This window comes from Paenibacillus sp. FSL H8-0537 (assembly GCF_038051995.1).
In the GTDB taxonomy this organism is placed as follows: Bacteria; Bacillota; Bacilli; order Paenibacillales; family Paenibacillaceae; genus Pristimantibacillus.
Genome location: NZ_CP150290.1, coordinates 2,110,063 through 2,136,557, shown reverse-complemented (window position 1 = coordinate 2,136,557; position 26,495 = coordinate 2,110,063). Strand labels below are relative to the sequence as shown.

Here is a 26,495-nt window from a genome sequence, read left to right as displayed (position 1 = left end):
CGATGTTGACACAAAATTGTAACAATGCTAGTATAATCGTACTATTCCGAGTCATTTAATATGTTTTGGAAAATAATATCCAATACCGGAGGGAACTTTATGAGCACAAAATATCCTGCACTAACCAGATCCTTATTGTCCGCATCTCTGGCCCTATCCATCGCTTTATCATCGGCTGTTCCTATTTATGCAGCTACTTCTACTACTACAGCAACAAGCACGGCAACGACTGCCGCTTCATCCGAAGCTAAGCTGTTCCTTAAAGAGAAGTTCGGCATCACCTTCACTACCAGCACGATTACAAGAGGACAATTCATTCAAGCTGTAGCGGGTGCGCTTAAGCTGGAGCAGCCGGAAGAGCTTCCTGCCTTCACTGATTTGACGGAGACCAGTCCTTATTATACCGCAGCAGCTGCCCTTCATAAACAAGGAATTCTCACATCAACAACCGTAAACGCCGAGCAAAAGCTGACAGCAGCTTCCGCTTTGTATATCGCCGTTAAAGCAGCTGGACTGCAAGAGCTGGCCCATACATACCCGCAGGCGAAAATTACAGCTGGACTGAAGAAGCTGAATCTCCCTGCCTCCTCTCTTGGAACAGCAGCAGCGCAAGAGCTAGCTGCAGCCGTTGATACAGGCTTGCTGCCAGCCTCCCAGTACAAGGCCATTAAAGGCAAAGGACTGACGCCGCAGCTTGCCGAAACACTGATCGTGCAAATTCTTTCCTTTAAAGGAGAATACAAGCACTTCATCGGCAACATCAGCGACAGCACTATTTACGCCCAATTGAATGATGCTTTCAAAACGTCCAACATTATTCAAGCACCTGAGCTGCAAACGATTGTAGATATGGCGCTCAAAAATAATTTGGTGACGGGCTACAACCTGAAGGACGCGCGATTTGACGCCAACTTCACGCCATCGCTATCCCTTACTTATGGACATAGTGACCTCAAGCATGTCATCCAGCTTATCGGGCTGCTGCGCAGCGAAGGCATTGACGCCAAAGTTCAACTGGAGCCTAAAACATCCGCCTTCGTCTTCATGAAGGAATGGGGCGAGCCGCCGACAAAGGATACTGAAAATTATAAAGTTGTCCAAATCGAGAACGGCAACTATATTACGTATGCGAAGGAATTCGACATCGCCTTTGAATTCAACAATGCAGCGGATAAAGCCCGCTTCCAGCCTATTATTTTGCAATATGCGAAAAAAGATAAAGCCGATCAGCCTGGCCTAATCTATGGCTCATGGTTCCAGCCGCTTTATTATTCCTCGACTAAGCTCGATGAATACGAGGTCATTACGAATAATAAAATTACAGGCAGCGGCTATTTTTATGCCCAGTCCTTCTCGCTGAATGATCAATCGAAAGACATCGTAGAGGGCTTCCGCAAGCTCGATCCGGCGGTCAACATTGATTCCTATACGTTCTGGGTAGACAAGCCATTCCATAACTACTTGAATGGCGAAGGTCTATAAGCTTTAGAACAAACCAGCTATTGTTAAAAAGGGATTCCTTCGTGAAAACGAAGCGAATCCCTTTTTTTGAAATACAGGAAAGGATATGATTTTCTCATTCTTTCTCTATATTCTCGGACTGAAACGCGCTGCGCCACCAAAGGACGGCGATAGCCGTTTCACCTTGAAATATAGGAAAGGATATGAGTTTTCCATCCTTTCTCTCTATTTCTCGGACTGAAACGCGCTGCGCCCCCAAAGGACGGCGATAGCCGTTTCACCTTGATATGAACGCATGGGAAGCTTACTGCGCAAAGGCAGCACCAAGGGCCAGTCAGCGGGACTAAGCCTCGCTGTTGTCCTCGCGCTTGCGTTCCAAATTTTCACTCATTCTTGTGAACATGCTCACGGTAATATCCATATCCTCCAGCGAAAATCCTTCATAGAGCCTGAGCATGAGATCTTCGCGAACACGCATAATGCCATCCACCAATTTGCGCCCCTCATCCGTGATTGTGAGCAGCACAATACGGCGGTCCTCTTCACTGCGCTCGCGGTCAATGTAGCCAAAATTAATTAATCGGTCTGCGATGCCGGTGACCGCGCCACTCGTGATTTGCAGAAGCTCCGCCATAACCGACGCTTTCTGCGGGCCATGCTCCGACAGCAGCAAAACCATCTTTGCATCCGTCATGCCAAGCCCTTGAACATTAAACCGATTCCATTCGGCATGGATTAGACGTCTGAGCTGGCGAAAGGCCTCGTCCATCTCACGCATTTTTTCTATTCTTTTCTCCGTATTTTCCTGATTCATTTATACCCCTCGCGATACTGGATTTCTTCACGTCACGATAATTATACTTTTCCTACTACTATACCGTGTTTTTCCTTGATAGCCAAGCCAGAAGCCGTATTAAGCATATAAGTCCATCAACATTACTAGCCAATGCTTGTCCTCTGTGTTAAACTCAAAGGTATCGACTTTTCATACTGGAGGGATTTTTAATGGCACCTAAGAAGATGCGTTCCGACATGATAAAAAAAGGATTTGACCGTGCACCGCACCGCAGCTTGCTGCGTGCAGCAGGGGTTGCGGAGGAAGATTTCGACAAGCCCTTCATTGCTGTTTGTAATTCCTATATTGATATTGTACCTGGTCACGTTCATTTGCAGGAGTTTGGCAAACTGGTTAAGCAAGCCATTCGCGATGCTGGCGGCGTTCCTTTCGAATTCAATACCATTGGAGTTGATGACGGGATTGCAATGGGACATATCGGCATGCGCTACTCGCTGGCGAGCCGTGAAATTATCGCCGACTCCGTAGAAACCGTTGTAAATGCGCACTGGTTCGACGGTATGGTTTGCATACCGAACTGTGACAAAATTACTCCAGGCATGATGATGGGCGCCCTGCGCGTCAACATTCCGACGCTGTTCGTCAGTGGCGGACCAATGAAAGCGGGTAAAACATCTGACGGCCGCTCGATCTCGCTCTCCAGCGTTTTTGAAGGCGTCGGCGCTTACCAAGCAGGCATCATCGATGATAAAGACTTGCTGGAGCTTGAACAGTTCGGCTGTCCGACTTGCGGCTCATGCTCAGGCATGTTCACTGCCAACTCGATGAACTGTCTTGCTGAAGGCCTTGGCCTCGCGCTTCCAGGCAACGGCACGATTCTTGCCGTAGCACCTGAGCGTAGAGAATTCGTTAAGCAATCGGCTACTCAGCTGATGAAGCTGATTGAGCTTGGCATCAAGCCTCGCGACATCGTAACGAAAGATACGATTGATAATGCTTTTGCCCTCGATATGGCAATGGGCGGTTCCACAAATACTGTTCTGCATACGCTGGCACTTGCACATGAAGCAGGCATTGACTACCCAATCGAGCGCATCAATGAAATTGCTGAGCGCGTGCCGCATTTGGCTAAAATCGCTCCGGCTTCCGATTACCACATCGAAGATGTGCATCTGGCTGGCGGCGTAAGTGCCGTACTGAATGAAATGTTCAAAAAAGAAGGCACTCTGCATGGCGATTGCATCACTGTAACTGGCAAGACGCTGCGCGAAAACGTAGAGGGCTGTGAAATTCAAAATACCGACGTTATCCGGACGATTGACAATCCGCATAGTGAGCGCGGCGGACTTGCTGTACTGTTCGGCAACCTTGCTCCAGGCGGCGCAATTATCAAAGTCGGCGCGATCGACAAATCGGTTAACGGCTATCATAAAGGTCCTGCTATTTGCTTTGATTCCCAAGATGAAGCTCTTGCTGGCATCGCTAACGGCAAAGTTAAAGAAGGACATGTTGTCATCATTCGTTATGAAGGACCTAAAGGCGGCCCAGGCATGCCAGAAATGCTTGCTCCTACCTCACAAATCGCTGGTATGGGCCTAGGCGCTAAAGTCGGTCTCGTAACCGATGGACGCTTCTCCGGCGCATCCCGCGGAATCAGTATCGGCCACGTTTCACCGGAAGCGGCTGAAGGCGGTCCAATCGCTTTCGTACAAGACGGCGACATCGTTGAGCTGGACATGAACAACCGTGGAATGAACGTTTTAATCAGCGACGAGGAGTTCGAGAAACGCCGTGCCGCATGGCCAGGCTTCGAACCAAAAATCAAACGCGGTTATCTCGCGCGTTATTCCCACCTCGTTACTAACGCCAGCCGTGGCGGCGTAATGAAAATGTAGTCTAACATCAAGCAGCGCTTCGGCGCTGCTTTTCTTTTGCCCTAGATGTGTATTCTAATCAGAATCGAGCTGCTTGTTCTTACATTACGTTTATCCCAATCCAAGCCAAGCCAATCTAATCTGACGGTTCAAGGCTCATTAGCCGCGGCATGCGAGTGTTGCAGGAACAACACAGCTCGAGGCGCTGCCTCCTTTTTGAAGGACTGAGGTTCCGCTATTGTGTCATTTTAGACGATTTGAGGCTGTACGCGGACAGGAAATCCGCTATCCTCCTCATTATCCCGGCAAAATAATGTTTGGCGGCAAATAGCGTCTCTGGAGTCCGCAGACTCTGCCATTACCCGTGATTCGGTTGAAATAGCGGCTGCTGTGTCCACCAAGCCTAAAGAGCTTGACCGAAGCGACCTTTCATTAAGCAGGCTCCTATTACTTGTGCGCTAAATTCAATCAGAAACTGCAGCTGGCTAGGCTTGCGGGTGAATGAAACAAGAAAAAGCACGCTCAACCGCGTTGACCGCGAGCAAGCGTGCTTTTTTGCATGGTCTTTCCTATTTAACCGCTAAAATGATTTAATAACAAGCAGATAAGCAAACTGGCTTGCAAGCAAGCTAAACCTGCAATTAAGAGCTTGATTTCTCGCTTTGGCTTAATGCCCCGGCAAGCACCATCGAGCCTCTTGGCTCTACCCCATTGGCATCCGGCTCTTGCGTAATGGCAATTTGATCGTAGTCATCCGGATTAAATGTAAAATACAGCGCTCCTACGCCTTCATTTGGTAGGAACGTCCCCGCATTAACCGGCTTGCCCTCTTTAAGCAGCCACACCTGAAAGGCTTCATCGCCTTGAAGCTTAGGCAGCTGCTCGACCTGAACGATCAAATGCATGCCTTTGCTGTCTACGCTAATCGTTGCGCGGCCCTCGGCTACAATGCCTGCTTCCGCTGGCTTAAGCGATACGACACCGTTTACCTGTGAAGCAGCAGCTGGACTGTCGGAGGCAGCAATCTGCTGCTTCAGCTGCTCCAGCTGGCTCGTTAAATCAGCCGTTTCATTGCTAAGCTGGTTAACCTGCTGCAATAAAAAGCCGGAAAGAATAACAAGCGAAGCCGCAACACCCGTCACCAAACGAGCAACCCAGCGTTTGCGCAGCTGAGCCTGTAGAGCTGCTGTCCGCTGCTCTGTTTGGCTTGGAGACGGTCGCTTGTCCGCCGCGCCTGCTTCCCCTGCTGCTGCTCGCAATGGGACTACCCCCGGGCGATGAGCGGATTTTTCACTGTCAGCCTTGTTTTCACTGTTAGAATCGATAGGGCTGCTTGCCTGATTATCACTGCTCTCTTGGCGTTCTGGGCGAATGCTTTCATCAGCGGCTGTTAATGTCGACATCGGTACAGGCGTTGGCGCAGACTGCAATACAGCAGCCAGTATACGCTGCTTCATACCGGCTGGCGGTTCTACCGACTCAACTGCCAGAGGGAATTGAGAGATAAGTGGTTGTAACTCCTCCACCATCTCTCTGCACTGCTGGCAATGCGACAAGTGATGTTCAAATTGCTGCGTTGCTTCAGCATCAAGGCCTCCAAGTGAATACATCTCCACGTCATCACAAAATGAATCATTAGGTTTAATCATTGCCGCACTCCCTCCTTCCATGTATGTTCGAATCGTTTGCGCAGCTGGCCTAGCGCCAGCCTTACCCTGCTTTTAACGGTACCAAGCGGAATTTGATGCTTGTCCGCCACCTCTTGCTGCGTATAACCCATATAATAGATCCATTCAACAACCTGCTTCTGGTCATCACTCAGCTGTTCAATGGCTTCTTTCATCTGCTCGCCGAGCATTCGGTCCTCCACAACCTTTTCAGTTGTAAGCGGATCGACCGTTCGCTCTAAGATGTTCTCTTCCTGAACCTGCTGCGGACGTCTGCCCTGCTTTCTGATCCAATCAATGGCAAGGTTGCGGGCGATTGCAAAAATCCAGGTGCTAATTTTTCCTGAGGCTTCTTCGGTTTCAACTCTAGAAGCCGCATTCCATACCCGCACAAACAGCTCCTGCACCACTTCCTCCGATGCCATCTCATCTTTCAGCATTCGATAAACGAATGAGTAGACGGGCCGTTCATAGCGATCGTACAGCTGCTCAAGTGCCGATGCATCCTGCCGTGCAATCAGCTGAATTAAATATTCATCAGATGTCGGTTCCCCCATCCTGGGATAGCCTCCTCTATAATTAAGTGATCTGTATGCCTTTTTTTCTATTTTAAAACTCCGGCCGCCTGTAAACAGACGCCGGAGTTCGATTATATGGTGGAAGTACTGCCCTCAATCGGAACAGCATCCACAGCAACTGCTGGCGCCGCCTGCAAGCTCGCCTCTTGACCTATGCTTACCCTCAGCAGCGCTGCTTGCGTATTTTGAAAAGCTTGTATTTTGCTCATCGGATATAGCAGCATACATGGATCAATCGCTTTCCTGCGCTCCTTGCTTTTCGCATTCCTCGGTTTCTTCGTCAACACGCGCATAAGCAGCCGCAAGTAAATTCGGGTCGTACGAGCAAATAAGCCGTCCGGCAATGGAATCACCTCAAAGCCAAATCGATCCGCTCCTCGATGAATCATTGTAACGCCGTATAATGCTTTCGCATCAGCCGCCGAGGGATCATGCGCCAATTGATGGGCAAGCATAGGCAATGCTGCTTCTACTTCCCGCAGCATTCTAATTCCAGCAGCTAGTGGCGATGCCGCTTCTGCCGCAATGCCGGACAGCTTGCGGTTGTCAAAATGCAGCTCCACCACGCGGTCTCCCTTGCTTAAACGTTCGCCCTCAGCTAGCTCGATTGGCTGGCCGCTGTAAGAAATCATTCGATAATGCAGCGCCGGCGACTCCACTCCTACCTGCTTAAGCTGAAACGCGAGATGGAATAAGCGCTCATACTGCAGCCAAAGCGTTATAAGTGATTTTTTAAACCATGACAGCTGGCGTTCCTTAGCTCGCTCTGTCAGCTTAATCATCTCTTCAATCGTAACAAAACGATAGCCTTGCTGGGAGCCTTCCTGCAAATAAGCCTCAAGTGCGATCAGCATATTAGCAGGAGCATCATGATGGGCGCCAGGCGTTTGCCCGCAATCATGAAGCAGCAGCACCTCGCCGGGGCGGAGCTTCTTCAGCATTTTCCGCTTAAGGCGTTCCGCCCCCAGGCTCTTGTTCCAATCTCCGAACATTGACGACCATAATACGATTTGCAAATGGCCAATGCTAGCAAAATCAAACACATTGATAATGCCCCAAGGAGGCCGATAATAATTGGAACGGCTCCCCGTCGCCTCTCGTATTATTTCGCATGTACGCTCGATCTGACGCTTGACGGACCTTGGCCGCATGAACCAATTGGTCTTGTGAACATAATTGTGTATGCCAAGCGTATGGCCTTCCTCATGTATTTTGCGCAATAGCTCCGGCTGCGCTTCGCCATGTGCACCAACGATGAAAAAAGTCGCTTTCGCATCATAGCGAGCCAGCAATTCAAGCAGCTTTGGCGTATAGATAGCATCCGGGCCATCGTCAAAGGTAAGGGCAATTTCCTTCTTTACCAGGCCTTTCTTAAAAACCCTAAATCCGAAAGTACGACTGATAAACGCAGGGAGGAAAGCGTAGAACGAGAAAAGATAAAGAGTCCAGACAACTAAGTTCTCCATATTGTTTCCCCACCGTTATTAAAATTTTAGCTGCATGTAATCGGCGATAAACAAACAACGATAACTTTAATTGTATCATATGGCTACAAAAAATAGGCAGCAAAATTAAAATTATAGTACAATCAAAACGAGATATACGAAATTGGAAAAGAGAGGTTTTCAGCTATGCTACCCTTTTATAAGAAATATTGGCGAACCGCTTTCGACATTGCATTGATCGCGCTAACGGTTTATTTAATTATGTTTGCCTTTAGTCATTTTTATCAATTGGCGACACCTATCATCTTCTCCTTTGTTATTTTTATGTGCATTGAGCCGCTGGCACGCAGGCTGAACAAGATTGGCATTAAGAAATCCATCGCGTCAGGCATATCGATTTTATTGTTTTCCATCCTTATTCTATCCGCCTTCTCCGGGCTCGGTTACATTATTTCGAAGCAGGGCTCAGAGTTTCTGGACAAGCTGCCGGAATATCAGGCTATTCTCGTGGAGCAGGTAGAGCTTAGCACGTCACAGGTGCAAAATAAAATTCAGGCCCTCCCGCCTGAGCTCGTCGCGCAAATTACGGAATACATCCAGGGCGCTGCCGAATATGTGCCGAATTTGGTCAAAACGATTTTCGCTGGAACCGTCGGCTACGTGTCCTCGTTCTCCAGCTTTATGTTTAACTTTCTGGTCGGTATTATATTAGCTTATTTCCTAAGTATTGAAATTAATGACTGGAAAAAAACAGCGGCGGATAAAACGCCAAAAACGTTTAAAAAAGCCTTTTTCTTCTTGCGTGAAAATGTATTAAAGGGCATTTCCGGCTACTTGAAGGCGCAAGCCAAGATGATTACGATTACGTTTTTCGTCATCTTCATCTCACTGCTGCTGCTCGGTGTCAAAAATGCCCTTGTAGTCGCCGTTATCTCGGCTATTTTTGATGTGCTGCCGCTGCTTGGGGTAGGAACGATCTTTATCCCTTGGATCATTTATTTGTTTATCGTGGGGCATACTTCCCTTGCGGTATGGCTGTCCGTATTATATATCGTCGTCGTATTGGCCAGACAGCTATTGGAGCCTAAAATTACCGGAGACACGCTCGGCGTATCTGCATTTACGATGCTGGCATTTATGATTATTTCGCTCAAGCTGTTCGGCATTGCCGGCGTCATCTTATCGCCCGTGCTCATCATTTTGCTCAAAACCTTGTATGACCAAGGCTTTTTCCATCGCTGGATCAGAGCGCCGCAAGGCGAATTCGACAGCCAGGTGCCTCCTCCAGGTGCCGGAGGAGGCACAGGCAACCCGCCTGCCCCTCCAAGCGTTTAAATCTGCTTTATCGCTTCGCTATAATATCCATGACGCCGCGAAACAGCTTCGTCGCCTGATTGCTTGTACCGGGACTCCTGTTCTCGGCAAGCACGGCGACGGCGTATCGCGGCGTATTTGTTGGTCCGTAGCCGATGAACCACTGGTGAACGCGCTCCTTGCCGCTGAGCAGCGTCTGCGCCGTACCGGACTTACCGGCAACTGGCCATATGCCATCCCGAATGGAGCGTCCCGTTCCGTACTCGGTGACCGCCTTCATCCCTTCCAGCAGCGTGCCAGCGGTTCTCGCATGTATCGGCGTTCCCGCCTGCCGGGCTTGCCGGGGCTTCAGCTCCACCATCAGTTGTCCGTTCGCATAACGAATTTCACTTACGATTCGCGGCTCCAGCCGTTGACCGCCATGTAAAATCGTCACGACCAAATTCGCCGCCTGCAGCGGCGTCATCCTGACATCCCGTTGGCCGATACCGCTTTGAGCCATAATGCCTCCGTCTACGTCAAGAGTAGGCTTGTCCTGCAATTGCTGCCAAATGCTCGCAGCAAACAACTGTCCGCCCTCTTCCTCGCCAAGCAGCCGCAAACGTCCGGCAAACGGGCCAAATGCTGATTCGGCATGCCAGCCAGATGGATCACCAATGCCAAGCGCCGTAGCAGTCTGATACAGCTCATAGCCACTCAACCGCTCCGCAAGCGTTGCAAACACAATGTTGCAGGACTTGGCTAATCCTTCCTCAAGCGTCAGACTTCCATGACCATCCTGCTTCCAGCAAGTTAAACCATATTTTCCGTATTGCCCACTGCATGTGAACACTTCTTTTTCATCCACAACACCAGCCTCAAGCGCCGCCGCTTCTGTTACAAGCTTAAAAATCGAACCCGGGGCAACCGCTTGGAGCGCATGATTCGACCAATCGGTTTCTTCATTCCGATCCAGCTGCTGCGGGTTCATCTGCGGTCTGGACACCATGCTGACGATATCCGCATTTTGCGCATCCAGCACGACGATTGCTCCAGCTTTCAAGCCATTTGCATCTGCGTACAGCTCAAGCTGCTGCTGGAGCTGTACATCCAGCGTCGTCTTTACTTTCAACGGATAATAGGCGCTATCCGGCTGAAAAACCCGCAGACCCAGCCCCTGAAGCGGATGCCGCTGCCCATCAACATAAAAAGATACCGACGTTGGCCCATTGCCTCTTAGCAGCGTATCCAGCGATTTCTCAAGTCCAGCACCGCCGATTTCATCTGTCAGCTTGCGCTTGCCTGACGCCAGATCCGCTCCATAAGCCTGCTCCAGCCATTCCGGATGCTGGCTTATAAAACCAATGGCTTGCCTGGCATTAAGCTGCGGCAAATACCGATTGTGATAGGGCAGCACCTTGACTCCATTTATATGGAGCTGCGAAAGTCCTGTGAGCTGGCTCGCAGAAAGGTCCAAGGGTGCCTTCTGCCCTTCCTCCCGCCAAAAATCAGCACTCTTGAGCGCATCCCATTTTTCCACCAGCTGCTCGTAAGACACCTGCAGAAGCTTCGCTAGCTTGCGCAGCTCTGTCGTCTCTCCCCGTGCCTTGCTCTCTACTGGAAATAGTGCCAATGCTGAATAGCTTTCCCCCGTAATGGCTCTCCCGTAACGATCCATAAAGTCGCCGCGCCCTGAATCCAGCACCAAATTTCGCTGCCGCTGAATAGCTGCCTTATGCTTCCAGTCGATATGCTTGCTGAGCATCTGGGCAGCGGGCTGACCCAAGCTTGGCACCAACTGCAGCGTCGCCAGCCTAATCAAATAACCTGCCATTATAACCGTTAAAAGTATTGCTACAATTGCTGCACGCCGCCTAATCATTTCAGCTAGCCTCCCTCCCCTCAGTATGGCCTTAATGCCAACGTATAAACCGCGTCGCCCTTCCCTTAAGCCCTTCAACACTCGCTCCAGCTGCCCCCAAAATAGTTCAGTTTCATTTAAGGTAGCCCAAGTATGATAACCCTCAAGAACCTACATGAAGAGGTGATGCTTCTATTATGAAGACGCACAAGAAGGCAGCCAAAAAAACGAAACGGATATGGATGATTGCAACGATTGCAACGATCGCAACGCTCTTAGGCCTTGGCTCATTGACATATGGTCTCGCAGACCGTTATTTGATCAAGCACGTTGAAGTCGTCGTAACTGACCAAGCTGCAACGTCCAACAGCTCAAGCGATACAGCTGCTTCAACTGCTGAAGTTCAAGCAGCATCAGATGATTGGAACTACAGCAGCGACGATATCCAAATTAAAATTGAGCAGGTTCAGACAGGCTCTGGCTCAGATCTGATCACGTATTTTGTCGCAGATGTCACGGTTCAAGATGCCAGCAGCCTGCGCTCTGCATTCGCCGAAAACAGTTTTGGAACGAATATTATAGAGGATACCTCGGTCATCGCTTCCAGCAATAATGCCATTTTTGCAATCAACGGCGATTATTATGGCTTCCGTGATGATGGCGTCATTATTCGCAACGGCACCGTATACCGCGATGATCCGGTGCGGGATGCGCTGGCACTATTCGATGACGGATCGCTCCAAACGTATGATGAAGCAGAGATTTCCTCCTCCGATCTGCTTGCTGACGGCGTCACCAATACGTTGTCATTCGGCCCCATACTGATACAAGATGGCATAATCACTAGTGATTTCAGCAGTGTGAAAATCGATACTAATTTTGGAAACCGCTCGATCCAAAATGCGAATCCGAGAACCGCGATCGGAATGATTGCTCCAAACCATTATGTATTTGTTGTAGTAGACGGGCGGAAGGAAGGTTATAGCCGCGGAATGACACTTACCGAGCTTGCTGATGTCATGGCTGGCCTCGGAGCTACAGAAGCCTACAATTTGGACGGCGGCGGTTCATCGACGATGTATTTCATGGGCAGAGTTGTCAATAATCCGCTTGGTAAAAATCAAGAGCGCGGCGTCAGCGACATCTTATATATTGGGGAGGAGTAATTCATCATGACTATATTAATTCCGGCCTATGAGCCTGATAATCGGCTGCTTGATCTGATCCAGCAGCTGCATGCGTTCCAGCTTGAGCCCATCGTCATTGTTGATGACGGAAGCGGGCCAAGCTACCGTGACATTTTTGAAGCGGCTGAAGCCTCCGGCTGCACCGTTCTGACCCATGAGGTCAACCTCGGGAAAGGACGTGCCTTAAAAACGGGGTTTGGCTATATACAAAAAGCCGGTTTGCCGGGCCACGTCGTCTGTGCAGATAGTGACGGGCAGCATCTGCCCCATGACATAAAGCGGATTTTCGAGAAGCTGCTCAGCCAGACAACGCCGGGCATTGTGCTGGGCAGCCGCCGTTTTAGCGGAACCATTCCACTGCGCAGCCGCTTTGGCAACTCGGTCACTCGGTCAGTCTTCTCTCTCACTACGGGCACTAAAATTTATGATACGCAAACCGGTTTGCGCGGCTTTTCATTTTCCATGCTGGACTGGCTGTGCCAAATTCCTGGCGAGCGGTTCGAATATGAAATGAACATGCTGCTGACCGCTCACCGGGATGGCTATAAGATTACCGAGGAATATATTGATACCGTCTATTTGGATCATAATAAATCATCCCATTTTCGCCCGCTGCTCGACTCTTTCCGCATTTATTTGCCGATTATAATGTTCAGCACCTCTTCCCTGCTGTCAGCAATACTAGATTTCACGCTATTATTCCTTATTCAAAGCATTAGCCACAACCTGTTCTTGTCCGTAGTAACCGCAAGATTGTGCAGCTCCATCTTCAACTATACAATGAACAGAAAATACGTGTTCACGGGCAGCAAAGTATCCAGGGTCCACCAATCGCTGCCTAAATATTTCTCGCTGGTCATTCTTGTGCTGCTCTTAAATTATGGATTGCTGTATTTTTACAATGAAACCCTTATCCTTCCCCTTGTTATCGCCAAATTGCTGACCGAGGCATCCATCTTTCTTTTCAGTTATTGGGCCCAGCGCAAATATGTGTATTAGAGTAAAATATGGCTTCAATGCATGAAAAGCTTGGCTTCCGATCGCCATTACTCCAGCACAACCTTTTCATTTTCGTTACGCATTTTTCACCATGTTTGAAAAAAAGCCGTTTGAACAAGGGAAGCACCCCGTTCAAACGGCTGAATGAAAGTCGATATTATTCGATTTTAAATTTCGAAAGCGAATCCTTCAGCTCACGCGATACGCTGCCCAGCTCTTCCGACAGGCTGACGAGACCGTCACTAATGCTAAGCTGCTCGCTGCTGAGGGAAGCTACCTCCTCTGATGTTGCCGAGGATTGCTGTGCTACTGCGCTGACATTCGTCATCGCCTCAGACAACACTTCCTGCGACTTGTCCAGCTCGCCGATGGAATCCGTTACCGAATCCAGCTTGTGTACAAACTGTACCATCTGCTCCTGAACACCTACGAAAATATCCGTCGCCTGCTTCACAGAAACAATTTGCTCCTGGAATAAAGGATAAGCATCCGACAATACGCTAACCGTATTGTCAATTTCCTCTTGGATTTTTTCCGTGATTTGTCCTACCACATCAATCGATTGACGGGATTGATCGGCCAGCTTGCGAATTTCATCAGCCACGACCATAAAGCCTTTGCCCGCTGCACCTGCACGCGCTGCTTCAATCGCCGCATTCAGGGAAAGGATGTTGGTCTGCTTCGTCAAATTGTTCAATACATCCAATATTTTAACGATAGAGCCTGTGCTGTCTTTAAGGCTGTCTACCTTTTCAACCATAGAGCGTGTCATTTGCTCGGTCTGTCCAGTTTTGTGGCTCAGCTCGCCCATGTAGGCCGCTCCACGCTCACTCGCTTTCTCTACCTCACCAGCTGCACGCACAATTTCCGCATTCGCCTGCTTCACCGTTTCCATTTGGGTCGAAATATTGCCGCTCAAGTCGCTGCCGCGCTCTGCTTCAACAGCAAGGCTTGAAGCGCCATTTGCGATTTCTTCGGTTGCGACTGATATTTCCCGTGAAGAAATGGCTGTTTTCCGCGATACATCCGTCAGCTCGCCTGCAGTATGCAGCACAGTATCCGCAGATTGTGTAGCCTGCTTCGCCAAATTGGTAATTTGCGTCATCATATCGTTAAAGCTGTCGCTCAGCTCACCGATTTCATCGGAACGTTTCCGAATCGTAGAACGCACCGTCAAATTGCCCCGTTGTCCCTCGTTCATCAAATTACGCAGGTTCGTCAGTGGCTGTGCAATCGTTCTAATGACAAGGAAGCCAATCGCAATCGCAATGAATACAGCTACAATCGCTGTAATAATGGTCATATTGCGAATAACTTTTGCATCCTCGACCAACGTATCTACCGGAATAAGACCGAGCAGCTTCCAATCTACGGAATCAAATGATTTATAGACCGTCAGCATGGATTCGCCATCGCTAGTATTCAGCTTTTCCGATCCTTCTAATGCAGCGTCTCCTTCAGTCGGAAGAGCTACTGGAGCCGGCTGAGCAATCAGGTCAATGTTAGGAGGCAAAATATAGTTGTTTTGACCATCTACGATCGAAAGCTCACTGCCTAGTCCCAAGGATACATCCTTTATTGAATCTTGGAGGCTTGCTAAATTAATTTCAATTAGCAGCATATAGGAAACTTCATTCAGCGTGCTGTCCTTCAGAAGACGGCTGATGCCAACCGTTGGCACACCGTTCGCACCGCCAAAGCCCTTCGGCTGGGTCGCAATCCATAGCGCCTTGCCATTTGCTTCTTGCACCTTGCTGAACCACTCTTCCTGCATCATCGCAGCGGTTGCAACAGAAGAAGCATTTCCTGCTGTTACGACTGGCATCTTGTCGTCCAACGGCAGCAAATAGATTGCCTTAATGCTGGAGTTGCCTAGCGCGTAATCCTGCATTTTGCTAGACAACTCGCGGCTTGCTTCAAACCGGGTATAATCGTCCTCGCCGTTACGCATTTTACCGATCAACGTATGTAAGTCTTTATTAATTAAAATTTGCATCGTCATTTCTTCATAGTTGTCCAAAATAATGTTCAAGTTCGCCGTTACCTGACTGACCGTCTGAAAGCTAGCCCCGGAAACTTTGCGCTCGACAATCGTTTTCGTCTGTGAATATGCAATTAGACCTACCGCCAAAACGCAGGTTACGATGCTGGCAAATATAATTAAAAACAGCTTCGTACCTACCGATTTATTGACCTGGTTCAGCTTCATTTCCTTCGTCAGCGCGAGCAGCTGCTTGGAGGAGCTTTTCCCGTACTTGCCCGTATTAGTGGCGATTTTTTTCATAACCGGTTTAGAGCTGCCCCAAAGCCCGGAAAGGGCTTTCATAGATTTTCCCGCTTCTGTTTTTTTCATCGCAATTTTCTTCGACTGAGTTTTGTCCTCATTTTTTTTCAATGATGACACCGCCTTTTTCATTTGTTACAGACTAGGTCTCTAGAAGCGTTCAATATGTTGTCAATGAATCCTTCTACTCTCTTTTCTTATGTAGCCCCTAATTCTATATATCGGTTTTCAACTCGCAAATAATTAATAAATAATAAAAAAAACACAGTTTTCGAAAAACGAAAACAGTGTCGTGGTCCTAGTTATTTTTTTATCATCAGTTTACGCAGCATATCCATTGGTTCAACAGGTGCAAAAGTCTTAATGTGGATGCGCTGAAGCGGGTGTCTTGCTGCATCCAGCTCTTGTCCCTTGTCATCGGTCATCCGCGTAATCGTCTGCTTGAAGTAGCGGCCGCCGGGACCTACAAACTCAACTTCTTGTCCCAATTTGAAGTGGTTGCGCTGCTGTACAACCGCAATGCCCGTCTCTTCGTTGTATTCCAGAACAACTCCGGCAAAATCATAAGGAGCTGGCTTATCTTCCGGCTCATAAATATGATCCTCTGCACCCGGTGTATCGAGGAAAAATCCCGTATTGAGCGGACGGTTCGCCGCTTTGAAAATTTCATCCAGCCATTCTTGCTTCAGCACAAAATTTTCCGGGTCCTCAAAATAGGAATCAATCGCTTGACGATACACATTCACAACAGTAGCAACATAGTGAATGCTCTTCATGCGGCCTTCAATTTTGAAGCTGTCTACGCCAACATCAATCAGCTCCGGCAAATATTCAATCATACACAGATCTTTAGACCCCATCGTGAATTGATCTTCGCCTTCGGTGTACATTGGCATATCATCAACGAACAAATCGTATTTCCAGCGACACGACTGCGAGCAGCCTCCACGGTTGGAATCCCGATCGGTAAAGTGATTGCTGAGTACACAGCGGCCAGAAAATGAAGAACACATCGCGCCATGAATAAATGCTTCAATTTCAATATCTACATGCTTTTTAATTTCGGCGATTTCTTCAAAGCTTGTTTCTCTGGCCAGAACGACGCGTGGCAGTCCTTCTTCCTTCCAAAACTGTACCGCCTGCCAGTTGAGCGTAGATTGCTGGGTGCTCAAATGCGCTTCCAGCTTAGGAGCTACTCGCGCAGCCGTCTCGATAATAATCGGATCTGCGACAATAATCGCTGAAATGCCGACTTCCTCCAGATTGCGCAAATACTCCTCAAGCCCGCCGATATCCTCATTATGCGCGTAAATATTCGTAGCCACGAAAACCTTAGCGCCATAACGCTTGGCAAACTCGACGCCTTCTCGCATTTCCTCAAAGCTGAAATTGCCTGCGTTGGAACGAAGGCCGTATTTTTGTCCGCCAATGTATACCGCGTCAGCGCCATAATGGATGGCGAATTTCAGCTTTTCCAAATTGCCTGCCGGGGCAAGCAGCTCGGGACGATCGAGTCTATGGCGTTTCCCTTGATAGCGGGTTTTCACCGGGCTCGTCGCCCCTGAATATGTGTTTTCTGCAACTGTCATAGTTGCTGCACCTCCTGCTCCATACCTCAATACACCTGTTCTTTATAAAAGAAACCAAAGCTCAGCTCACGCTGTGGATCTTGCGCTTCTTGAATCGGCTTCAGCCACTCATCCTGAAAACGGTAGCCCTCCGGATCAGCCATATAAGCGTCAATGACGTTGCGATAAGCCCTTACTACGATTTCATTGTATTCTATCGACTTGAGCAGCCCTTCAATCTTCAAGCTCTCCACGCCGATTTCCATCAGCTCATGCAGGTTTTCCAGCATGCAAATATCATCCGAGCTCAAAATATGCGTGCCGTTGGCATCCTCAAAAATAGGGAAACGCTCATCTTTACGCTCAGCTTCCATTACGTATAGCCCTTGCTCCTTGCTGGCGCTGCCAAGCTTGCCGGAGTCCTCCTGATGATCCAAATAGCTGTTCACAAGCGAACGCTTGGAATGATAAATATTCGTCAAGCCATGAACCTGCACCTCGATTGGCATCGTGGAGTTTTCTTTGATTTCAATGACCTGATCCATATTCAGCTCGCGGGCAAGCACAAACCGCGTAGCACCGCGCTTTCTCCAATATTCTGCTGTCGCATAATTCGTTGAAGTCATCTCGGCATTCCAATGCAGCGGCATGTCAGGAGCCGCACTCCGTGCAGCCATCAATACAGCGGGGTCACCGAACATAACGCCGTTTACGCCAGCTTCGGCCAGTGCCTGCAAATAGCCAGGCAAAGATTCCACGACTTTGTTTTCGATCAAATTATTTACCGATACATAAATGTTTACGCCGTGAGGCGCCGCCAGCTCCACCGCTTGCCTGATCATTTCCAGATCAAATTGTCCAGCAAGACGCATGCCGTAGCGTGCTTCTCCAATCAGGAAAGCATCAGCCCCGGCAGCAATTAGGCGCTCCAGCTCCTCCAAAGATGAAGCTGTCGTTAATAATTCTGGCTTTACTGCCATGCTCCTAACACTCCTTACTTAGACTGAGCAGTCTTGTTGCTGTTAGCAATATTCTGGTTATGCTCGCTAAAGGTTTTAGCAAACAGATGCTGTCCCGTTCCATCTTTCTTAGTTACATAGAAAAAATATTCCGTTTCCTGCGGATAAAGCGCCGCTTTGATTGAGCTAAGGCTTGGGGCTGCAATCGGTCCCGGCGGGAGCCCATCTACCAAATAGGTGTTATAAGGGCTGTCTACCTTGAGATCCTTATTATATAAACGTTCCTTTGGCTTATCGAGTGCATATTGCACCGTTGCATCTATTTGAAGCTTCATCGGCTTGTTCAAGCGATTATATATAACGCTCGCAACTATCGGACGCTCCTCGTCAACGACCACCTCGCGCTCGACCAGGGATGCAATCGTAAGCAGCTGATGAATCGTCAGCTTGCGTTTTTCCAGCTGAATCGTCCAATCATTGGGAAGCTGGGCAAGCTTGACATCAAGTTCAGAAATCATACGGTTCAATATTTCCTGCTCCGTACTGCCCTTCTTCATTTCATAGGTTTCAGGAAACAAATACCCTTCCAGACGGTGATGCAGCTTGGCATCAGCGGAAATCTCATTGACCGCATCCGCATTGCTCCACGTTTGCTGTTTATCGGCAAGCTCCAAAAATTTATCCTTGTCGATCAGCTTCTCTTCAGCCAGCTTATCGGCAATTTGCAGTACCGTAAGCCCCTCTGGAATCGTAAACCGGATCGTCTCCTGCTTGACGGTGCTGCCGCTGTTCAGCATAGCAATGACATCTGCCTTATCCATGCCAGGATTCATCGAATACGTGCCCGCTTGGAATTTGCCGCCTTCTTTTTCCAGCTTCAAATAATATTTAAAGATCAGGGCATTTTTAATAATCCCTTCCTCTTCAAGCACATCGGAAATTTGGCTCGCTGAGGCGCTGTTTGGAATGACAATCTGCTTGGCCTCTGCCGTCTTGGTTGGCTCTAATTGAAGCCACAAATAAATAAATGCGCCGCCCACCACTGTAGTGATGACGCCTAAAATGCTTAAAAATACGTAAAAAGCGATACGAACCTTGCTAGGCTTAGATGACTGCCTCTTTGCGTTGTCCAACCTGCTTTCCTCCTAATTCCCCAATACGTCGAGAAAAAGAGCGGTGTGCACCGCTCTTTTTCTCGATGTATACGTATAATAAAGCTTGCTTAAGGTCGCTCATCGCCAGCAAATAACAAATCGTCATAAGCTTCGGACGCCAGTTCCCATTCTTCATCATCCTCAATCGTTTCAAGCTCCGGCTCTTCGCCAAGCTCGCCAATGACGCGGAAAAGCTCCACTTCATCCTCGCCCTTCATCGCTTCCGACTGGAGCGCCGCATAGACGTAGGAGCCGAGTCTAAACTCAGCCTTGATGACGAATGTTTCCATAACGCCGCCACCCGCAAGCAGCTCGATTTGAGGACCGAAGGCTTCCCGCAGCCGCTCAAGCGGCTGCGGGATTAGTACCTCGCCTTGATCCATTAATTTTCTTCCTCCAATTCGCCGAGCAGCGTATTAAACGTCTCCTCCACGATGTTCCACTCTTCTTCGTCTTCAATCGTGTACAGCTGGAGGTCGTCGCCATCTTCCTCGTAGCGGAAGGCGTAAACCTCATCTTCCTCTTCGCTCTCGCCAACGAGCGGAACGACCATCATATATTTCTGATCAGAGCCATCTACTTCAAACTTCATGATGACTTCGAATTCTTCTTCATTGCCGTCTTCATCCGGAATATAAATAATTTCCGGCTCTTCGAACTGCATATCATCCTTTGTCATCTTAACCCTCACCTTTTCGTTTTGTAATTTGCGCCAAAATAGCTTTCGCTCCTGTTAACGCAAGCCCTTAGAATCGAGATAATTTTGTAAAATGAGCGTTGCCGCCATTTTGTCCACTACCAGCTTTCGCTTCTTACGGCTGACATCCGCTTCTATGAGAGTACGCTCTGCGGCTACAGTAGTCAACCGTTCGTCCCAAAGGTGAACAGGCAAGTGTAGTTTCTGTCGAAGCTGCTCTGCGAATTCAATACTAATTTCGCCTCGCGGACCGATGGTGTTATTCATGTTTTTCGGCAGTCCCAAGACGATTTCACTAACCTCATACTGCTGCGCAATTTCAGCGAGCCGATCCAATTCGCCATTGTCCCGGCGCTTCTTTACGACCTCAAGCCCTTGCGCAGTCCAGCCAAAAGGATCGCTTACCGCAACACCAATGTTGCGATCGCCGTAATCGAGTCCCATTGTTCTCATTGCTTGTCCGGCTCCTGACTATTATGTTTTCTTATTGTTCAAATAAAACCGGACAAGCTCTTCAATGAGTTCATCGCGTTCCTTCTTGCGAATCAGGCTCCTGGCGTTGTTGTGCCGCGGAATATACGCGGGATCACCGGAGAGCAAATAGCCTACAATCTGATTGATCGGATTGTACTCTTTCTCCAGAAGTGCCTCATGCACAGACAGCAAAATGTCCTGTGAGGAGGTTTCCAAACTTTCCGGCAACACATCAAACTTCATCGTTTTGTCCATGGAACTCATCGCCAGCACCTCGCTTTCCAACTACATTTCAATGAGATTACTATCGATACACATTCCTATCATATCACATTTGCTTGGGCGAGAACCAGTTCTTCCGCAAGTTTCAATGCTTCTTCCAATTTGGAAGCGTCTTTGCCGCCAGCCTGCGCCATATCAGGACGGCCACCGCCGCTTCCGCCGCACACGGCTGCTGCTTCTTTAATAATTTTGCCAGCGTGAAGACCCTTCTTCACCAAATCAGCCGATACCGACGCTACAAGGCTGACTTTATCCTCTTGAACAGCGCCAAGAATAATTACCGCAGAAGGCAGCTTAAGCTTCAGCTCATCAGAAATGCCGCGCAGCGCGTCTATGGATGGCGCATTTACTTGAGCACTAAGCACCGTAATTTCGCCGATCTGCTTCGCCTGCTGCTCAAGCGAGCCTGCTTCGATCCGGCTCAGCTTCGCTTGCAGCGATTCATTTTCACGGCTAAGCTCCTTCACCTGTGCATGAAGCGCTTCAATACGCTTAGGCACATCTCCATTGCTCGATTTCAGCAATGCTGCTGCTTGCCCCAGCAAATCAAGCTGGCTTTCCGTGTAGCTGTAAGCATGGCGGCCTGTAACGGCTTCAATCCGGCGCACGCCGGAGCCAATTCCGCTTTCGCTGATCAGCTTGAACACGCCGATTTGCGAAGTGCTGGCTACATGACAGCCGCCGCAAAGCTCAAGGCTGTAGTCGCCGACTTGCACGACGCGGACGACATCGCCATATTTTTCACCGAATAAGGCCATTGCGCCCATTTCCTTCGCTTCTGCAAGCGACTTGTTCGTAATGGTCACATCGGTGCTGTTCCAAATTTGCTCATTGACACGGCGCTCGATTTCTACAAGCTCCTCATCGGTAATGCTGCCAAAGTGAGAGAAGTCAAAGCGCAGACGCTCCGCCTCAACAAGGGAACCGGCCTGATTAACATGTGTGCCCAGTACTTCCTTGAGCGCTTTGTGCAGCAAATGGGTTGCTGTGTGGTTTTTAATGACATCTTCACGAACCGCTTTCGCAACAGCCGCCTGTACTTTCTCGCCCGTCTTCACGGTGCCGGATACAACGAGCGCATGATGCACGCTTTGGCCATGCGGCGCTTTCGTCACATCTTTCACCTGCAAGGAGAAGCCTTGGCCCGAAATGATGCCGCGGTCGCCAATTTGTCCGCCGCTCTCCGCATAGAACGGAGTACGATCAAGCAGCACAAACACTTCGCTGCCTTCGCTTGCGCTGTCAATCAGCGCATCCTCTTGCACAATGGCCGTAATGGCCGATTCAATTACCAATTCATTATAGCCAACAAATTCGCTTTTAACCGTGAATTCGCCGAGTGCGCCACCTTGAATCTTCATGCCGCCCGTATCCTGGCGAGCTGCCCGTGCGCGTTCACGCTGCGCTTCCATTGCTGCGTCAAAGCCTGCACGGTCAACGGTCAAGCCATTTTCCGCTGCAAAGTCCTCCGTCAGGTCAAACGGGAAGCCATACGTGTCATACAGACGGAATGCATCTTCGCCGCCGATTTCCTTGCCGCCAGCTGCGCGAGCCGAATCTACCAGCGTCGTGAGCAATGCCAGGCCGTCGGACAGCGTCTCGTGGAAACGCTCTTCCTCTGTACGAATAACCTTCTCAATAAATTCGCGTTTAGACACAACCTCGTCATAGTACACGCCCATCACTTCGCCGACAGTAGCGGTCAGCTCATGCAGGAATGGACGGTCGATGCCGATCGTTTTTCCGTAACGAACCGCTCTGCGGAGCAAACGGCGAATAATGTAGCCGCGTCCTTCATTAGAAGGCATAACGCCGTCGCCGACAGCGAAAGCAACCGTACGAATGTGGTCAGCGATAACTTTCAGCGCCACATCATGCTCAGCGTTCACATGATATTTCACGCCAGCAAGCTCACACGTACGCTCGATAATTGGCATGAACAGGTCCGTATCAAAGTTCGAATCTACATCCTGCAAAATCGAAGCGAAACGCTCCAGACCTGCGCCTGTATCGATGTTTTTGTTAGGAAGCGGCGTATAGCTGCCGTCTTTATTATGGTTGAATTGCGAGAATACGAGGTTCCATACTTCCAGAAAACGCTCGTTTTCGCCGCCCGGCCAGCATTCCGGATCATTCAAATCGCCGTATTTGTCGCCGCGGTCATAGAAAATTTCCGTACATGGCCCGCAAGGACCTTCGCCGATATCCCAGAAGTTTTCATCCAGCTTGTAGATGCGCTCCTCTGGCAGGCCGATTTTTTTATTCCAGAACTCGTATGCTTCCTCATCCTCCGGGTAGACGGTAACCGATAGGCGCTCTGGATCGAAGCCGATCCACTCCTTGCCCGTTAGAAACTCCCAAGCCCACGTAATCGCTTCTTCCTTGAAATAATCGCCGATGGAGAAATTGCCGAGCATTTCAAAAAAAGTATGGTGGCGGCGCGTTTTGCCGACATTTTCGATATCGTTGGTGCGAATGCACTTCTGCGAATTCGTAATCCGTGGATTTTCCGGAATGACGCGTCCGTCAAAATAAGCTTTCAGCGGCGCCATGCCTGCGTTAATCCATAGCAGCGATGGATCGTTGTGCGGCACGAGCGATGCGCTCGGCTCGATTGTATGTCCTTTGCTTTCAAAAAAAGCAAGCCATTTTGCCCGAATTTCACTAGCCTTCATAGTTGATACGCCTCCAATAGGTTTCATTATTTACGCCTGCATTTTGCAGCCAAATCTGATTTAAAACATCAAAAAGTCCCTGTCAGTTATGACAGGGACGAAAACTCGCGGTACCACCCTGGTTATTGCCAGCTTCAGCCTTGCGCTATTTCTAGCGGCACAGCCTTACGCAGCAATCTCCTCGTATGGACAATAACGGGTCCTCCCGGTGAAGTTCATTCACACTCCGAAAGCAGCTTTCAGCCATCCTTCGCCATAAAAGCTCTTGCAGCCAACGCCGGATAACGGCGAAGAAGCTTCCTCTCTGATTGACGGTCTATAGCTTACTTCTTTTTCATCAACGATTTCCATTTAAAATATAAGAATTTATAAGTATTGCACTTATAAATGGGCTTATATTTCTCCGACAAAGCTCTTCGCTCGTCCCAGAAGGACGACGAAGTCGTTTTTGCTTGAGTTGTACTAAAAATGAGTATATCGGCAGCAAGGCCCGCTGTCAAATAATCTTTCGCCGCACATAATAGGCAAACATATGCTGGACGATGACCTTCAGCGCCGCGAAAATCGGAACGGCGAGAATCATCCCCGCGACGCCCGCTACCTCTCCTCCGACCAGCAGGGCAAAAATAATCGCCAGCGGATGCATATGCAGCGTCCTCCCCACCACCTGCGGAGAAATGATATTGCCCTCTAAAATTTGGCATAGCGTATTGATTACCGCGACGAGAATCATCATTTTGACCGATATGGTCGAGGCCATCAGAATCGCTGGAATCGCCCCCAGAAACGGGCCCAAGTAGGGAATAATGTTCGTAATCGCTACAATGCCGGCAAGCAGCAGCGCATATTCCATTCCGATAATCGTGTAGCCGATATAGGCAAGCAAACCGACGATCAGACAGACGAGAAACTGCCCGCGTATGTAGCTGCCGAGCGCCGAGTCAATATCCTTCATCAACCGGACGGTGTTTTGACGATGCGACTTGGGCACGTACGTAATGATCGTCCGCTCGAACACCTCAAAATCCTTCAAAATGTAGAATGCCAGAAACGGCACAATAAAGGCAATAAACACCGTATTCAGCACCGAGCCGATATTGTTGATAAAATGGATCAGCGTTTCCGACAGCTTCCGCTCCATATGTAGCAGCGACTGGTTCATCCCATCGCGCAGGCTGTCCGGCAGAAACGATGTATTGTTGATATCCGTCACGAAATTTTGCGCCTTCATCGTCAGATCCGGCACCCGCTCGTTGAGCTCCTGCACCTGCATGGCAAGCATTGGAATGACATTGACGAGCAAGACGGTCAGCGCTGTGAAAAATACCGTATAAATGAGCAGCACCGCCATCGTACGCGGAACTTTACGTTCATGCAGCATCGTCACTACCGGGTTCAGCACGTAGGAAATAATCATGGCAACGATAAATGGCGCAAGAATCGCCTTGAGGAAAAAATAAATATTCATAAACATTGGCTTGACCAATATAAGCAAATACAGCGCCAGCAAACCTAGAATAATGTAGACCAACCATACAAACAGACGGCTTTTTGTGAACCGCTCCACTTTCCCTCACCCCCGCTCGCTTACCAAAACAGGCCCCTAGGCCGGTCTGCTACAGTATATGTACAAGCGGGGAAAATCATCCATGGTCATTGTAGAATTTCACAGGGAAACGGGGAGCAAGCTAAATAAAAGTCGCTTTTGCATCATACAAAATTTTCCGACCATTGACATATTGGACTTTGAGCAAGGACGTGCTCACGCACTTTCCCATTGACAAAAATGTTTCCCAGGAGCAATATTGTTTCATAGCACAAACAAATGCAATAGCTCCGTCATCTAAGCGTGAACGAAAGAAGGGTTTTTATGAGCACACAGTCCGATCAACTGGATAAAAAATCCGGCTGGCTCCGCGCGAGTGGAAATGTCAGCCTTGAAGAAGTGAACTCCTCTATTCATATACCGAAAAATGCAAGCGGCTTTCGAAAATTTCTTGCCTTCGCTGGCCCCGGCATGCTGGTCGCCGTCGGCTATATTGATCCCGGCAACTGGGCAACGTCCATTGCGGGCGGCGCAAGGTTCGGCTATACGCTGCTGGCCGTTATTCTGATCGCTAATTTAATTGCGATTTTGCTGCAAAATCTGTCGGCAAGGCTCGGCATCGTTACCGGCCGCGACCTTGCCCAAGCAACCCGCGACTCTGTCGGCATGAAAGGCGCTGTCATCCTCTGGCTGCTGGCCGAGCTTGCCATTATTGCAACTGATCTTGCCGAGGTGATCGGCTCCGCCATTGCCCTAAATTTGCTGTTTGGCCTCCCCTTAATAGGCGGTATTCTTATTACGACGCTAGATGTATTTTTGCTGCTGCTGCTGCAGAAGAAAGGCTTTCGGCTTATTGAATCCCTCATTATTGTGCTGATGGCTACGATATTCGGGGTATTTGTATTCGAGGTCATTATTTCGCGGCCGGATATATCAGCGGTGCTTTCCGGCTATGTTCCAAAGTTTGAAATCGTGAGCAGCCCAGCCATGCTGTTCGTATCCCTTGGCATCCTTGGGGCAACGGTTATGCCGCATAATCTGTATTTGCATTCCTCCATCATTCAGACGAGAAAATATGAGCGGACGGAGGAGGGACGGCGGGAAGCGATTAAGTATTCCCAATGGGATTCCGGCGTTTCGCTGACCATCGCTTTTCTGATTAATTCAAGCATCTTGATTCTGGGAGCTGCGGCCTTTTATGGAACGGGCCTGAATGTAACGGAAATCGAAGGCGCCTATCAGCTGCTTAGCCCAACGCTTGGCGTCAGCATTGCCAGCACCTTATTTGCTGTTGCCTTGCTCGCTTCTGGCCAAAGCTCGACAATTACGGGGACTTTAACGGGGCAAATCGTTATGGAGGGTTTTATTAAATTTTCGATCCCGCCTTGGCTGCGCCGTATTGTGACACGATTGCTTGCTGTCATTCCAGCGCTCATCGTCACCTGGCTGTTCGGCACGCGCGGAACGGGCGAGCTGCTGCTGTGGAGCCAAGTCGTCCTCAGCTTGCAGCTTCCATTCGCCATTATTCCGCTCGTGCTGTTCACAAGCAGCCAAGCCAAAATGGGTGTGTTCGCCAACAAGCCTTGGGTCAAAGTGCTTGCCTGGCTATGCGTCGGGGTTATTACAGCGCTAAACCTGTTCCTTGTGCTGTATTTGTTCGCCACTGGGCATGAGCTAGGGTAACTGCTATAACTG

General features: G+C 49.2%; 21 protein-coding genes. 6 read left to right on the top strand and 15 right to left on the bottom strand.

All coding sequences use genetic code 11. The features are described 5' to 3' along the window. Positions 1-99: 99 nt before the first annotated feature. Positions 100-1,482, top strand: coding sequence for a hypothetical protein (locus MHB80_RS09010; protein WP_341281830.1), 1,383 nt, complete (start codon positions 100-102; stop codon positions 1,480-1,482). A gap of 322 nt (positions 1,483-1,804) precedes the next feature. On the opposite strand, the gene MHB80_RS09005 is transcribed toward MHB80_RS09010, so the two are convergent. Further along, a complete protein-coding gene (locus MHB80_RS09005; protein ID WP_341281829.1) occupies positions 1,805-2,275 on the bottom strand; it encodes a MarR family transcriptional regulator in 471 nt (156 codons plus the stop codon). Positions 2,276-2,466: 191 nt separating this feature from the next. Here MHB80_RS09005 and ilvD point away from each other — a divergent pair, with 191 nt between their 5' ends. After that, on the top strand, positions 2,467-4,152 hold the full coding sequence (ilvD, locus tag MHB80_RS09000) for a dihydroxy-acid dehydratase (RefSeq protein ID WP_341281828.1): 1,686 nt from the start codon (positions 2,467-2,469) through the stop codon (positions 4,150-4,152). A gap of 620 nt (positions 4,153-4,772) precedes the next feature. Here ilvD and MHB80_RS08995 read toward each other — a convergent pair. The 3 genes from MHB80_RS08995 to MHB80_RS08985 form a co-directional block, all read right to left on the bottom strand. Beyond that, on the bottom strand, positions 4,773-5,780 hold the full coding sequence (locus tag MHB80_RS08995; RefSeq protein ID WP_341281827.1) for an anti-sigma factor: 1,008 nt from the start codon (positions 5,778-5,780) through the stop codon (positions 4,773-4,775). Further along, positions 5,777-6,355: a sigma-70 family RNA polymerase sigma factor gene (locus MHB80_RS08990; protein ID WP_341281826.1), complete on the bottom strand. Its 579-nt coding sequence runs from the start codon at positions 6,353-6,355 to the stop codon at positions 5,777-5,779. Before MHB80_RS08990 ends, MHB80_RS08995 begins: the two co-directional genes overlap by 4 nt. A 92-nt stretch (positions 6,356-6,447) precedes the next feature. Beyond that, entirely contained in the window at positions 6,448-7,842 is a 1,395-nt protein-coding gene (locus MHB80_RS08985) for a polysaccharide deacetylase family protein (protein ID WP_341281825.1), read from the bottom strand. A gap of 165 nt (positions 7,843-8,007) precedes the next feature. Here MHB80_RS08985 and ytvI point away from each other — a divergent pair, with 165 nt between their 5' ends. Further along, on the top strand, positions 8,008-9,156 hold the full coding sequence (gene ytvI / locus MHB80_RS08980) for a sporulation integral membrane protein YtvI (RefSeq protein WP_341281824.1): 1,149 nt from the start codon (positions 8,008-8,010) through the stop codon (positions 9,154-9,156). 7 nt (positions 9,157-9,163) lie between these two features. Here the strand turns inward: ytvI and MHB80_RS08975 are convergent, their stop codons facing one another. Continuing rightward, the gene (locus tag MHB80_RS08975) at positions 9,164-10,996 is read right to left on the bottom strand and encodes a penicillin-binding protein 2 (RefSeq protein WP_341281823.1); all 1,833 of its coding nucleotides are present in this window, start codon (positions 10,994-10,996) and stop codon (positions 9,164-9,166) included. A gap of 176 nt (positions 10,997-11,172) precedes the next feature. Between MHB80_RS08975 and MHB80_RS08970 the strand changes: the two genes are divergently transcribed. Together MHB80_RS08970 and MHB80_RS08965 are read left to right on the top strand one after the other, a co-directional pair. Continuing rightward, positions 11,173-12,141 (top strand): phosphodiester glycosidase family protein, encoded by a 969-nt coding sequence (locus MHB80_RS08970; RefSeq protein ID WP_341281822.1) that lies wholly within the window; start codon positions 11,173-11,175, stop codon positions 12,139-12,141. A gap of 6 nt (positions 12,142-12,147) precedes the next feature. Next, complete coding sequence (locus MHB80_RS08965) at positions 12,148-13,161, top strand: bifunctional glycosyltransferase family 2/GtrA family protein (RefSeq protein WP_341281821.1); 1,014 nt, start codon at positions 12,148-12,150, stop codon at positions 13,159-13,161. 157 nt (positions 13,162-13,318) lie between these two features. Here MHB80_RS08965 and MHB80_RS08960 read toward each other — a convergent pair whose 3' ends face one another. The 10 genes from MHB80_RS08960 to MHB80_RS08915 form a co-directional block, all read right to left on the bottom strand. Continuing rightward, entirely contained in the window at positions 13,319-15,556 is a 2,238-nt protein-coding gene (locus MHB80_RS08960) for a methyl-accepting chemotaxis protein (RefSeq protein ID WP_341281820.1), read from the bottom strand. A 191-nt stretch (positions 15,557-15,747) separates the two neighbouring features. Continuing rightward, positions 15,748-17,034, bottom strand: a complete 1,287-nt coding sequence (locus MHB80_RS08955) for a U32 family peptidase (protein ID WP_341281819.1) — start codon at positions 17,032-17,034, stop codon at positions 15,748-15,750. A gap of 26 nt (positions 17,035-17,060) precedes the next feature. Further along, positions 17,061-17,993 carry a peptidase U32 family protein gene (locus MHB80_RS08950; RefSeq protein ID WP_341281818.1) on the bottom strand — a complete coding sequence of 311 codons (933 nt, stop codon included), beginning with the start codon at positions 17,991-17,993 and terminating at the stop codon, positions 17,061-17,063. Between the two features lie 14 nt (positions 17,994-18,007). Beyond that, positions 18,008-19,105, bottom strand: a complete 1,098-nt coding sequence (mltG, locus tag MHB80_RS08945; RefSeq protein ID WP_341281817.1) for an endolytic transglycosylase MltG — start codon at positions 19,103-19,105, stop codon at positions 18,008-18,010. A gap of 89 nt (positions 19,106-19,194) precedes the next feature. Beyond that, positions 19,195-19,509, bottom strand: coding sequence for a DUF1292 domain-containing protein (locus tag MHB80_RS08940; RefSeq protein ID WP_341281816.1), 315 nt, complete (start codon positions 19,507-19,509; stop codon positions 19,195-19,197). Further along, positions 19,509-19,805 carry a DUF1292 domain-containing protein gene (locus MHB80_RS08935; protein ID WP_338555341.1) on the bottom strand — a complete coding sequence of 99 codons (297 nt, stop codon included), beginning with the start codon at positions 19,803-19,805 and terminating at the stop codon, positions 19,509-19,511. Before MHB80_RS08935 ends, MHB80_RS08940 begins: the two co-directional genes overlap by 1 nt. A gap of 54 nt (positions 19,806-19,859) precedes the next feature. Next, on the bottom strand, positions 19,860-20,276 hold the full coding sequence (gene ruvX, locus MHB80_RS08930) for a Holliday junction resolvase RuvX (protein ID WP_341281815.1): 417 nt from the start codon (positions 20,274-20,276) through the stop codon (positions 19,860-19,862). Positions 20,277-20,297: 21 nt separating this feature from the next. Next, the gene (locus MHB80_RS08925; RefSeq protein ID WP_056040153.1) at positions 20,298-20,561 is read right to left on the bottom strand and encodes an IreB family regulatory phosphoprotein; all 264 of its coding nucleotides are present in this window, start codon (positions 20,559-20,561) and stop codon (positions 20,298-20,300) included. Between the two features lie 59 nt (positions 20,562-20,620). After that, on the bottom strand, positions 20,621-23,254 hold the full coding sequence (gene alaS / locus MHB80_RS08920; protein WP_341281814.1) for an alanine--tRNA ligase: 2,634 nt from the start codon (positions 23,252-23,254) through the stop codon (positions 20,621-20,623). A gap of 496 nt (positions 23,255-23,750) precedes the next feature. Further along, the gene (locus MHB80_RS08915) at positions 23,751-24,821 is read right to left on the bottom strand and encodes an AI-2E family transporter (protein ID WP_341281813.1); all 1,071 of its coding nucleotides are present in this window, start codon (positions 24,819-24,821) and stop codon (positions 23,751-23,753) included. Between the two features lie 303 nt (positions 24,822-25,124). On the opposite strand from MHB80_RS08915, the gene MHB80_RS08910 reads away from it, so the two are divergent. Continuing rightward, positions 25,125-26,483 (top strand): Nramp family divalent metal transporter, encoded by a 1,359-nt coding sequence (locus MHB80_RS08910; RefSeq protein WP_341281812.1) that lies wholly within the window; start codon positions 25,125-25,127, stop codon positions 26,481-26,483. Positions 26,484-26,495: the final 12 nt, after the last annotated feature.

Bases quoted from the DNA above. Each gene is read 5' to 3' on its own strand.
- MHB80_RS09010 (WP_341281830.1), top strand. From the start codon at position 100: ATGAGCACAAAATATCCTGCACTAACCAGATCCTTATTGTCCGCATCT.
- MHB80_RS09005 (WP_341281829.1), bottom strand. From the start codon at position 2,275: ATGAATCAGGAAAATACGGAGAAAAGAATAGAAAAAATGCGTGAGATG.
- ilvD (WP_341281828.1), top strand. From the start codon at position 2,467: ATGGCACCTAAGAAGATGCGTTCCGACATGATAAAAAAAGGATTTGAC.
- MHB80_RS08995 (WP_341281827.1), bottom strand. From the start codon at position 5,780: ATGATTAAACCTAATGATTCATTTTGTGATGACGTGGAGATGTATTCA.
- MHB80_RS08990 (WP_341281826.1), bottom strand. From the start codon at position 6,355: ATGGGGGAACCGACATCTGATGAATATTTAATTCAGCTGATTGCACGG.
- MHB80_RS08985 (WP_341281825.1), bottom strand. From the start codon at position 7,842: ATGGAGAACTTAGTTGTCTGGACTCTTTATCTTTTCTCGTTCTACGCT.
- ytvI (WP_341281824.1), top strand. From the start codon at position 8,008: ATGCTACCCTTTTATAAGAAATATTGGCGAACCGCTTTCGACATTGCA.
- MHB80_RS08975 (WP_341281823.1), bottom strand. From the start codon at position 10,996: ATGATTAGGCGGCGTGCAGCAATTGTAGCAATACTTTTAACGGTTATA.
- MHB80_RS08970 (WP_341281822.1), top strand. From the start codon at position 11,173: ATGAAGACGCACAAGAAGGCAGCCAAAAAAACGAAACGGATATGGATG.
- MHB80_RS08965 (WP_341281821.1), top strand. From the start codon at position 12,148: ATGACTATATTAATTCCGGCCTATGAGCCTGATAATCGGCTGCTTGAT.
- MHB80_RS08955 (WP_341281819.1), bottom strand. From the start codon at position 17,034: ATGACAGTTGCAGAAAACACATATTCAGGGGCGACGAGCCCGGTGAAA.
- MHB80_RS08950 (WP_341281818.1), bottom strand. From the start codon at position 17,993: ATGGCAGTAAAGCCAGAATTATTAACGACAGCTTCATCTTTGGAGGAG.
- MHB80_RS08940 (WP_341281816.1), bottom strand. From the start codon at position 19,509: ATGGATCAAGGCGAGGTACTAATCCCGCAGCCGCTTGAGCGGCTGCGG.
- MHB80_RS08935 (WP_338555341.1), bottom strand. From the start codon at position 19,805: ATGACAAAGGATGATATGCAGTTCGAAGAGCCGGAAATTATTTATATT.
- ruvX (WP_341281815.1), bottom strand. From the start codon at position 20,276: ATGAGAACAATGGGACTCGATTACGGCGATCGCAACATTGGTGTTGCG.
- MHB80_RS08925 (WP_056040153.1), bottom strand. From the start codon at position 20,561: ATGAGTTCCATGGACAAAACGATGAAGTTTGATGTGTTGCCGGAAAGT.
- alaS (WP_341281814.1), bottom strand. From the start codon at position 23,254: ATGAAGGCTAGTGAAATTCGGGCAAAATGGCTTGCTTTTTTTGAAAGC.
- MHB80_RS08910 (WP_341281812.1), top strand. From the start codon at position 25,125: ATGAGCACACAGTCCGATCAACTGGATAAAAAATCCGGCTGGCTCCGC.